This is a genomic window from Herpetosiphon sp. NSE202 (assembly GCF_042688385.1).
In the GTDB taxonomy this organism is placed as follows: domain Bacteria; phylum Chloroflexota; class Chloroflexia; order Chloroflexales; family Herpetosiphonaceae; genus Herpetosiphon.
Map to the genome: position 1 here is coordinate 277,990 of NZ_JBHUPY010000006.1, position 9,072 is coordinate 287,061.

The 9,072-nt window shown below is 52.0% G+C and carries 8 protein-coding genes; 6 read left to right on the forward strand and 2 right to left on the reverse strand.

Annotated features, from left to right (window positions below):
* Positions 1–65: 65 nt before the first annotated feature.
* On the reverse strand, positions 66–1,289 hold the full coding sequence (locus ACFMKP_RS09130; RefSeq protein ID WP_382291127.1) for an MFS transporter: 1,224 nt from the start codon (positions 1,287–1,289) through the stop codon (positions 66–68).
* Positions 1,290–1,604: 315 nt separating this feature from the next.
* Between ACFMKP_RS09130 and ACFMKP_RS09135 the strand changes: the two genes are divergently transcribed.
* The 4 genes from ACFMKP_RS09135 (at position 1,605) to ACFMKP_RS09150 (ending at position 6,173) form a co-directional block, all read left to right on the forward strand.
* Complete coding sequence (locus ACFMKP_RS09135) at positions 1,605–2,402, forward strand: alpha/beta fold hydrolase (RefSeq protein ID WP_382291129.1); 798 nt, start codon at positions 1,605–1,607, stop codon at positions 2,400–2,402.
* Positions 2,403–2,842: 440 nt separating this feature from the next.
* Entirely contained in the window at positions 2,843–3,496 is a 654-nt protein-coding gene (locus ACFMKP_RS09140) for a hypothetical protein (RefSeq protein WP_382291131.1), read from the forward strand.
* A gap of 108 nt (positions 3,497–3,604) precedes the next feature.
* A complete protein-coding gene (locus tag ACFMKP_RS09145) occupies positions 3,605–4,627 on the forward strand; it encodes an expansin EXLX1 family cellulose-binding protein (RefSeq protein WP_382291133.1) in 1,023 nt (340 codons plus the stop codon).
* Between the two features lie 82 nt (positions 4,628–4,709).
* The gene (locus ACFMKP_RS09150; RefSeq protein WP_382291135.1) at positions 4,710–6,173 is read left to right on the forward strand and encodes a serine hydrolase domain-containing protein; all 1,464 of its coding nucleotides are present in this window, start codon (positions 4,710–4,712) and stop codon (positions 6,171–6,173) included.
* Between the two features lie 231 nt (positions 6,174–6,404).
* Here the strand turns inward: ACFMKP_RS09150 and ACFMKP_RS09155 are convergent, their stop codons facing one another.
* A complete protein-coding gene (locus ACFMKP_RS09155; protein ID WP_382291137.1) occupies positions 6,405–7,604 on the reverse strand; it encodes a hypothetical protein in 1,200 nt (399 codons plus the stop codon).
* A 245-nt stretch (positions 7,605–7,849) separates the two neighbouring features.
* Here ACFMKP_RS09155 and ACFMKP_RS09160 point away from each other — a divergent pair, with 245 nt between their 5' ends.
* Positions 7,850–8,338 (forward strand): DUF1579 domain-containing protein, encoded by a 489-nt coding sequence (locus tag ACFMKP_RS09160; RefSeq protein WP_382291139.1) that lies wholly within the window; start codon positions 7,850–7,852, stop codon positions 8,336–8,338.
* Between the two features lie 94 nt (positions 8,339–8,432).
* Entirely contained in the window at positions 8,433–9,008 is a 576-nt protein-coding gene (locus ACFMKP_RS09165; RefSeq protein ID WP_382291141.1) for a dihydrofolate reductase family protein, read from the forward strand.
* Positions 9,009–9,072 lie beyond the last annotated feature (64 nt).

Sequence of the window (9,072 nt, forward strand, 5' to 3'; positions counted from 1 at the left end):
CTAAAAGTAGAACGCACTATGCATTTAATCAGCATAGTGCGTTCTTGCTGGATTTGAGATTGGCGCTACAAATGCTTTGCTTCTACATTGCTGGCCATGCTTGTGGGCTTTTGAACCCGTACCGCTACGATATACACTCCAATCATCACAGCATAGACGACGAGCAAACAGATTGGGATGATTTCGAGCGAGATGTAGCGAGCCAGCACGCCCAAAAGAGTGGGGATGACCGCCATGCCAAAGCCAGTTGCGGTCATTTGCATGCCGATGGTATTGGCTGCATGATGGTCGCCCACCCGAGTTTTAGTGCCCGACATGAGCGCTGGAAAGATTGGCGCGATTGCGATGCCGATAATTGCCACTGCAATCACGTTTGCGAGCGGCGAGGGATTCCACAGGAGTAATACTGCACCAAGAAATGCTCCAGTTAAGCCACCAAGCACCAGCCGATGAACTCCCAAACGAGTGGCGATCAGACCAGCGACAATCCGCCCGATTGTAAAGCTGAACCAATAGCTCCCAGCAAAGAAGCCCGCCAACGTTGGCTCCACGCCGCGCGATTCGGTCAGCAAACTGTAGGCCCATGTGCCAAGCGACGCTTCAGCGCCAACATACAGGAAAAACAGCGTAATACTGAGCCAAACCCGCGGCTGGCTCAAGGTTGCGCCCATCGGCGTTTTATAATCGGTCAAGCGAATTTCCGGCTCGGCGCTGGCTGCCGCAGCATGGCGGCTCCACATGGGGCTGGTCAGGGCAAAACAAAGCGCCAAGCCAATTTGGAAGCAGCCGACCACGAGATAGCCAAAGCGCCATGTATTCAGGTTCGCAAGCCCCAAGGTCATGATGATTGGGCCGAGCGTTACCCCAACGCCCCAGCTTGCATGCAGCCATTGCATCAGGCCTTCGCTAAAATGGGCTGCTACATAGGTGTTGAGGCCAGCATCGATCGCGCCAGCACCCATGCCAGCGATGATCCCAAGCGCCGCCATCATCCACCATGCAGGCACGAGGGTATAACCAATTAATGCAACTCCGGTGAGCAAACAACTAATAGCCAGCATCCAGCCTACACCCAGCCGTACCAACAATTTGCCGCTGAGGAAGGTCGAACCCATATAGCCAATAACCGATGCATTCAAAAATAAACCAATCGCATCGATTGGCTGAGCAAAGCTAGCTCGAATCGAGGGCCAGCCAACTCCCAACAGCCCATCGGGCAACCCAAGCGCCACAAAAGCAATAAACGCGAGGAGAATCAGGCCAAGATTGGCCGGACGTTGGATCTTCACAGCATATCCTTTCGAACTGCAATCGAATCTGCTTTATCACCAGCGTGGCGGGACTGATCACCCTGATGAGCTGCAACACCAATTCACAATTAACCCCCAGCATTGGGTGGGTAATTCGTGGCTCTTGGCGTGCGCTGGCCATCATAGCCGATAACCGCCCGTTGAATGCAGGGTTGCAGATCAAACGATTTTGCGCGATGATAGCTATAAAATAGCATAGATGTTCGAATTTCGCCAAGCTTGTTGGGTTGGTTAGCGTAAGAATGATATGAACCCGCAGCCCAGCAGCGGCTCATTCGGAAAGGAATCTGATTTATGGCTGATTCAAACGCGGTTCAAGGCCAGTACGCCGAGCTTAACGGACTCAAGCTCTACTATGAAGTTCATGGCAGTGGTGCGCCGCTCGTTTTGCTGCACGGCGGCGCTAACCCCAGCGATACCTTTGGGCCGACGTTGACAGAACTTGCCAAGACGCACCAAGTGTTTGCTGTGCATTTGCAGGGCCATGGCCACACGCCCGATATTGATCGACCGCTGAGCCGTGAGTTTATGGCCGCTGATGTGGCAGCGCTGATCGAGCTGTTGGGGCTTAACCAAGCACTGGTGATGGGCTATTCGATGGGAGCTGCGGTGGCGTTACAACTGGCGATTCAGCATCCTGCGCTTGTGCGGCGCTTGGTGCTGGTCTCAACGCCCATGCGCCGCGCCGATGCCTACCCTGAGGTGATTACCAGCTTTAACAACATGGGTGCTAACGCACCGCAGATCGGTGAGGCCTTGCAACAGTCGCCGTTGGCGCAGCTCTACCCTGCGGTCGATTGGACGCGGCTCTTTACCAAGCTCGGCGAGATGCTAGCCCAAGACTATGACTACTCGAAGGCGGTGGCGGCACTGCCGATGCCCGTAATGCTGGTCTTTGCTGATGCAGACTGCTGGCAGCCTGAGGCTATTGTTGCGTTCTACCGTCAGTTGGGCGGTGGCCAGCGCGATGGCGGCATGGATGGTTCTGATCGGCCAGCTGGTCAGCTAGCGATTGTGCCTGGCACAACCCATTACACGCTGATGGCAACGCCGCTCGTCGCCCAGCTCGTCGCTCCATTTTTGTTGGCGTAGCGCTGGTATTGGCCTGCGTTTAAGGTTGTAATGCTAATGGCTGATTGTACTGGTACATTGCGTAACGACGATTTCCCCTCATCCCCTAGCCCTTACAAGGATAGGTTTTGAACGATTGGTCGGCGGTGGAGCGTTCCATCATCCCCCAACCCCCTCGCCCACGAAAACGCGGGCGAGGGGAAGCTTCCGTGGATTCCGACGAATCATGCTAAATCCACCATGTTAAGCCCCTCGCCCGCCGCGTGGGCTAGGGTTGGGGTGAGGGGATCTTAACAACCTACCCTTGAAATCTAGCCCCCTAGCCCGCTCACGAGCGAGGGGAACCACGGAGTCGGTGCTCCCCTCGCCCGCGTTCAGTGGGAGAAGGGCTGGGGGTGAGGGCATGCTTCTCGTTGTCAATCCAATCAATCAGTATATCTATACACTAGAAAGGTTTACTCATGCATTGCACAACCATGATTGCCCAGCATCGTTGTTGTTATCTTCAGCTTAGCCCTATGCGGTTTATGCTAGTGGTTCCAATGGTTGCCCATGTTGATCCGTTTGAGCTTGATCGGGCGATGAGCACGTTTATAATGCATGTGATGCAGGCTCCCAAGGTACAGCAATCTACCATCGCGATTGCACTTGCCCAAAGTCTGGTTGGGTTTGATCTGCCTAACCATGATCATGACCCGATGCTCGAATTTATGTGTGAAATAGGGATTGTGGATGAGCAGCCTGATGGATGGCACATTTTTACGAGTGGCCGAATAAGCTTGTTTATTGAACAGTCTCAACAGCTTTGCCTGCTTGCTACCCCCGCAGATCTCGTTAGCCAAGGGGCGATTGGCGCAGGCTTCAACCAGCGCAATCGGATTGCCTATCGTCTCATCGCAACCAATTTTTCGACTCCAACAAACTTGCATTTGCAGACGCTCCATTGGCAGCCCCAAACTCCATTGTGGATAAGTACCAATGCCAATCTCATTGAGCTAAGCAAAGCTAGTGATTTGCCCAATCTCGCTGCATGGGCGGCAGCTGGTGTTGATGATAATCGCGTGCTGGTAGAACTCCAACCATCAATCCACCCATTGAGCCACTTCGAAGCTTGACATTTGTAAAAATTTACTTAAAGTGTTGTTTGTAATTTCATTGAATTTATTAACATTCTAACCAATGATGAAATCACCAGCGTGTTTTTCTACAGTTTGGAGGATGGTATGGCGCGGATTCAAGCTCAACGCATGATTATTGGCCTGTGGTTGATGTTAGCTATGTTGCTGGCTTCGGCTTTGCTGGTTGCCAAAAGCAATGCTCAAATCAGCAATCCATGGGCTATGCGCACTGGACGAGCCACCCATTATGATCCAACAGTTGGCATGGGCAATTGCAGCTTGCCGCTACCCAGCGATCTGCTTGTGGCGGCAATCAATACCAGCGATTATGGCTTGGCCGATTATTGCGGGGCCTCTGTTACGGTCAATGGGCCACGCGGCAGCGTTACGGTCAAAATTATCGATCGTTGCCCTGGTTGCGTGGTTGGCGGCATTGACCTTAGCCAGCAGGCGTTCGAGCGAATTGCCGCGCTTGAGGCTGGAAATGTGTCAATTACATGGCAATTAATCAGCGCGCCTAATCTGAGTGGCCAGCTGATTTACAATTACAAAGAAGGTAGTAGCCAATGGTGGACTGGGGTTCAAGTGCGCAATCATCGCAATGCAATTGCCAAATTTGAGTTTCGCAATCCACAAGGAGTTTTTCAAGCTGTTGAGCGGGCGCATTATAACTATTTTCTGGTGCCTGGCGGCATGGGCATTGGCCCCTTCACGTTTCGGATTACCGATGTCTATGGCAATGTTGTGACCGATAGCAATATTCCGTTGCGCGCTGAAGGCGATGTGGCTGGCAATCAGCAATTTCCCTATGTACCAAGCCCAGGCAGCACCAACACGCCAACAAGTATGCCGACCAACTCGCCAACTCCGCTGGCAACCAAGCTTCCAACGAGCACTAACATCCCAATTCCAACAGCAATTCCCGCGAGTGCCACCCCAACCCTCGTGCCGACCATGGCCCCGCCATCGCCAACCCAACATGGAATTAATGCTTGGCAGGCCTACACCAGCTATAGCGTTGGCAGCCTTGTCCAACATAATGGCATTCGTTATCGCTGTATTCAAGCCCACACGTCATTGCCCGGCTGGGAACCGCAGATTGTGCCAGCGCTTTGGCAACCAATTTAAGCGCGTAAAAACTTCATGCTCGTTGCGCCTACTGCTACTATACCAAGCAGATTGAAATGGCTTGTGCATGGAGTTTGTTACGATGATTTTACATAACGAAAATTGCTTGCCACGGACAGCGCCTGAGCAACAGGCTATCTCCTCGCTCGGATTGTTGCGCTTTATCGAAGCGCTTGATAGCCAGATTCACGAGCTGCATAGTGTGATGCTCGTGCGCCATGGTGCGGTTGTGGCCGAGGCATGGTGGTCGCCATACGTGGCTGAACGACCGCATTTGTTGTTTTCGCTGAGCAAAAGTTTTACCGCAACGGCGGTTGGGCTGGCAATTGACGAAGGCTATTTTACGCTTGATGATCCGGTCATTAGCTTTTTTCCTGCTGAAACGCCGCTGGTGGTGAGCGAATTTTTGGCAGCAATGCAGGTTAAACATCTGCTTACGATGGCAACTGGCCATGCAAGCGACCCATGGACAGCGATGAATGAGCGGCCTGATGGCAATTGGATTAAGGCCTTTTTGGAGTATCCAATTGCGACTGCGCCTGGCAGCCAGTTTGTGTACAACACCGGAGCGACCTATCTGCTCTCGGCGATTATTCAAGCAACGACTGGCATGCGCTTGAGCGCCTATCTTGAGCCGCGTTTGTTTGCGCCCTTGGGGATTGAGCAAATGCATTGGCAAGAATCGCCGCAAGGCATTACGCTTGGCGGCATTGGCCTGAGTTTAACCACCGAAGCTGTGGCCAAATTTGGCCAGTTGTATTTGCAAAAAGGTCTGTGGAACAAACAACGAATTCTATCCGAAGCTTGGGTCGAGCAAGCCACGGCGCTACAAATAGCGAATGGTGATGATCCTGATTCTGATTGGGCACAAGGCTATGGCTATCAATTTTGGCGTTGCCGCCATGGAGCCTATCGTGGCGATGGTGTGTTTGGCCAATATTGCCTTGTGCTGCCAGCGCAGGATGCAGTGTTGGCAATAACCGCCGGGATTGATGTGTTTGCAATGCAGCAACCTTTGGATTTGGTATGGCAACTGTTGTTGCCGATCATGGGCGCTAGCAGTTTAGCCGCCGATCCTATGGCACAGCGCGCGCTAACTGAAAAACTAGCAAGTTTGCAACATCCTCCAGTTGCAGGCCAAGCACGTTCGCCGCTGGCAGAACTGGTTTCTGGCCGTAGCTATCAGGTTGCGGCCAATCGGCTGGGGCTGGAACGCATCCAGTTGCGCTTCAGCGATGCTGGTTGTCGCATGCTTGTTGATACTGCGATGAGGGTCGAAACGCTTGTTTGTGGTTATGGGGTTTGGCAGTTTGGGGCGACGGCGCTGTTTCAGCAACAATTTTTTGGCCACACCCCATTTGTGGCCAGCGGGGCATGGACAAGCGCGGCGAGTTTTACAATGCAGGTGCGGCTCTACGAAACGCCATTTGTCTATAGCTTGACGCTGGATTTCATTGATACTGAGCTATTGATTGAACTTCGGATTAATACCGCGCTCGATTCATTAGCGCCAGTGGTATTGACCGCGCAGCAACTGTCAGCTTAAACGAATGCTGCCGCGATTTCAAAAAAACAAGCACGGCAGCAAACTTGATTTTAACGATTTGCTTGCGGAATGAAGGTGAAATTTCTGCTGCTGGTTGGGCGTGGAGCATGACAGCTTGGCTCGTCGGTTGACCAGACGACTGAAAAGCGCCAAACCACGCGGGCCGAGCATGAACTGCCAGACCCGCGTGGTTGTGTGATTTCGTTTGTGATTGCTTAGACTTGGTTGAACCTAGTTATATTGCCACAGTTGATGGCTATCTTGGCCATTGACAAAGCCGTCAATCATCAAGAAGAAGCGATCATCGTTTTTGACCAAATCGAAGTCATCAGCTTTGTTGGTCAGGGTCTTGATAGGATTTGCCAGGCTCAGATTGCTGCCATCGAACGTGTAGGTGATAAAGCGCATCGTTTGCCAATCGTTGTCGTCGGTTGCGCTCGCAGTTTGGCCAACTACCACCACTTCGTTGCCTTGGTCGACAAGTTGGACTCTACCTGAGAAGTAGACTGGCAGCGTTGCTTCATCTTCGTAGACCAAGATATTTGGTAGTGGCGCGCCGCTGCCAGCTGCTGCTACCGTCCAGCGAGCAACTTCAGCGGTTGCTAATGGCGAGGCGGTGTTGGTTGCCGCCGTGTAAATCCGATTGCCTGATAAGGTAATATCGGCAAAGACTATCACGCCACGAGCACTTTGCGCCAATTTGATCAGATTGCCGTTGACATCGACCTGCCAGAGCGTCACGATCATGTTGTCGTTGGCATCTTGGGCGGCCATCGCAAAGTTACGCGAACTCTTGATATAATCGGCGCTCATCGCGATGCGGCCAGTTTGGCCAACCGAAATCTTGGTTGACTTATGGGTAAAGGTCTGGCCATCGGAGCTGAGGCCCCATACATCAAAGCGGGCGCGGCCATCGCTGAGTTGAACAGCCGATACGATTGATGGATTGGTGGTTGGGCCAACGCGCACAACGTGAACATAATTGACGCTGGCGGGAATTGTGGCCACGCCAGCGGTATCACCAAGCCGCTCCAGCCGATTTGCCCCCGTGCCATTGGTTTTGAAGGCAATCAATTTGAGCTGATCGCTGGTAATTGCAGCAACCACGACGATGTTATCGCGATATTCCGTCACATCAACATCTTGCACTGGGCCTGCGGTCAAGACGTAGTTGGTACTAATCGCACCATTGGCATCTGTGTAAATCCCATTGATCCGTAGGGCATTGTTGTTACTGGTTTGTTTGGTCGCTGCCACATAAACCCGGCCACCATTGTACGTCCCGCCATTGGCGGTTGAGACATTATCAACCGCAGTTGCGTTTTGGCTATCCAACAGGTCGAAATCGGCGGTGGCCGCAGCAGGCAAAATGCTGAGGGCCATCAGGCTGAGAACCGCCACAATCCGCATACTTAGTCGTCGAACGTCCATACATACCTCCATACAACCATACTCTTGATTGGCTTTAGCATAACGGAGTGCAGGGTGCGAAAAGTCTCATCGTGGGCCTAAAAAGTCTCATGCAGCGCAAAAATTGGCTTCAATAGAATTAAAATCATTAATCTATAGTATGAAATGCAAACATTTGTGCTATACTTGTGGAGTTTTTGGTTGCTAGTCTAGGAGAATTGGGCTGTCATAGCTCAAACTGGCAATCTCGTGCAAGGATCATAATGATGACTGATGAACGAACTCAGGTGATCGAACAGATTTTGCAAAGCGTGGTTGGGCAGTGGCAGGGAGTTGCCCGCACATGGTTTGGGCCAGAGACGTTGGCCGACGAATCGCCAATTCGCGGCAGTTTGCGCCGAATTGGAACCAGTCACTTTGTTCTTCACGAATACGAAAGTGCGTTTGATGCCACACCACTGCATGGGGCAGCGATTTATGGCTACAATCAATTGACCGCTAGCTTTGAGGGGGCTTGGGTTGATAGCTTTCATATGCCGACCAACATTATGCTCAGCACTGGCAACCCCGCCGATTCCACGCTCAATGTGCTTGGGAGCTATGCGGTTGAAGGTAGCAGCGATTGGGGTTGGCGCACCGAAATTGTTGCTGATGGCGCAGATCGGCTGTTGATTACGGCCTACAATCGCCAACCTGACGAAGCTGAAACCAAAGCGGTTGAGATAATTTATACTCGCGTTGAAGTGACTGCTTAGCACTTTTACCCAAAACCCGCGCCCAATCAACCACAGCTTAAGCATTCGCCATGCTATACTCAAACCACAGAAGCCTAGTTGTTAAGGAGGTTGTGTGCGTAAATTAGTCTATTTTGTGGCATGTACCGCTGATGGCTTTATTGCTGACGAAGCTGGTGGCTTTGATTTCTTTCCGATGACTGGCGGCCACTTGGATTACATTCGCCAAGAATACCCTGAAACTATGCCAACCCATCTACTGACCATGCTGGGGATTCCAGCTGAGCAAAAGCGCTTTGATACGGTGCTAATGGGACGGCATACCTATGCGGTTGGCTTGAATGAAGGTGTGACCAGTCCCTATGCGCATCTGCGCCAGTATGTTATTTCCTCGTCGCTCGGCAAGCTCGATAGTCCCGATGTGACGCTGGTCGCCCAAGATCCGCTGGGCTTGGTTCAGAGCCTGAAACAAGCAAATGGCCGCGATATTTGGCTGTGTGGTGGTGGCTCCTTGGCCAGTGCCTTGATCAGCGAAATTGATGAGCTGGTGCTCAAAGTTAATCCGGTTATGATTGGTCAAGGCATTCCACTCTTTGCTGGCTTGGCCCAACCAGTTCAGCTCGAATTGCTTGAACATCAAGCGTTTGAGGGTGGCGTTGCTGTCCATCGCTATGGCCTGAAGAAGGCATAAGCAAGGTTGGGCATGGAGTTTTTCCATGCCCAACTGTTCTTTTTAATCTGGCTGATATTTTTGG